Below are 1,632 nucleotides of genomic sequence, written 5' to 3' on the forward strand. Positions count from 1 at the left end.
GGGCGCAGGGTGGTGTCGGCCTGAGCCTCACCGGCAATGTCATGATCGACGGCCGGGCTCGCAGCGAGCCTGGCAACGTGGTGGTGGAGGACGAGCGACATCTGGAGTTCCTGCGCGAGTGGGCACGACGAGGAAGCAGCGGCGGTACCCAGCTCTGGATGCAGATCAACCACCCCGGGAAGCAGGCGATGAACGGCCTCAATCGGGAGAACCTGGCGCCCTCCGCCATCCCCTTCAACGCAGAGTTGGCTCCCTATTTCCCGACACCCCGCGAAATCCGGCCTGATGAGATCAAGGAGGTCATCGATCGTTTCGCCAGCACCGCTCGTATCGCCAAGAAAGCTGGATTTGGTGGCGTACAGATCCATGCCGCCCACGGCTACCTGATCAACCAGTTCCTGTCGCCGCACCATAACCGACGCGAGGACGACTGGGGCGGTACGCCGGAGAAGCGTCGGCGTTTCCTCATGGCCGTCTATCACGCTATGCGAGATGCGGTGGGCCACGATTACCCGATAGGTATCAAGCTCAACTCGGCCGATTTCCAGAAAGGCGGTTACGACGAAGGTGAATCCATGGAGGCCGTGCTGGCCATCGCGGATGCTGGTATCGACATGATCGAGATTTCCGGCGGCACCTATGAGTCACCGGCGATGACTGGCGCACAGCCGGTGCAGAAGGAAAGTACTCGTCAGCGCGAGGCCTATTTCCTCGCGTTCGCCGATAGGGTGAGGGAACAGACGTCCGTGCCACTGATGGTGACCGGTGGCTTTCGTACCGTCGCGGGCATGAATGAGGCGTTGCAGAGTGGGGCTCTGGAGCTGGTCGGGCTGGCTCGCCTGCTCAGCCTCGACCCCGCCGTACCGCAACGTCTCCTTGCTGGCCTGGACCCTAGCCATGAAGTCAGCCCCAGGGTTTCCGGCGTGGAGGCCATCGACCGCTCGCGGATGATGGAAATCATCTGGTACACGCACCAACTCATGCGCATCGCGCGCAAGGGACAGGCCCGCCCGGACGAATCCGTCCTGAAAGTCGCGCTCTGCTACATGCTGGGCAATTTTGTCCGCGGCGACATCGGCTTGCCCAAGTTCCGCGCCGGCTGAGCGCGTGTGCCTGCCGGTGAGTAACCGGCCTTCCCTGAAGTGATTCCAGACCTGGCACTTCGCTGTCCGCCGGTTAGCCCCTGTCGGATGGTTTCTGCCATCGCAAACGGAGAACACCCATGGTATTCGAACTCCCCCAGCTTCCTTTCGAACTGGACGCGCTCGCTCCCCATATTTCGAAAGAGACGCTCGAATATCACTACGGCAAGCATCACGCTGCCTACGTAGTGAAATTGAACGAGTTGATCCGAGGTGGCGAGTTCGAAGGCCGCACCCTGGAGGAAATCATCAGGATCTCCGAAGGGGCGACCTTCAACAACGCTGCGCAAATCTGGAACCACAGTTTCTATTGGAGCTGCCTGAGCCCCAGCGGCGGCGGTCGGCCGGACGGCGCGCTGGGCGATGCCATCGACACCGGATTCGGCTCCTTCGAGGGTTTCCAGCAGGCGTTCAACGACAAAGCGGTCAGCAACTTCGGCTCTTCCTGGACCTGGCTGGTGAGAAAGCCCAGCGGCTCGCTCGCCATCGT

2 protein-coding genes are annotated in these 1,632 nt (G+C 61.6%); both read left to right on the forward strand.

Annotated features, from left to right (window positions below):
- Positions 1-1,103, forward strand: a 1,103-nt coding sequence (locus QSJ95_RS32445; RefSeq protein ID WP_285647865.1) for an NADH:flavin oxidoreductase/NADH oxidase family protein, incomplete at its 5' end; no start/stop codon positions are given.
- Between the two features lie 119 nt (positions 1,104-1,222).
- The coding region (locus QSJ95_RS32450) for a Fe-Mn family superoxide dismutase (protein ID WP_285647866.1) at positions 1,223-1,632 on the forward strand (410 nt) is incomplete at its 3' end.

This window comes from Pseudomonas sp. NBRC 100443, assembly GCF_030268185.1.
Lineage (GTDB): Bacteria > Pseudomonadota > Gammaproteobacteria > Pseudomonadales > Pseudomonadaceae > Pseudomonas > Pseudomonas citronellolis.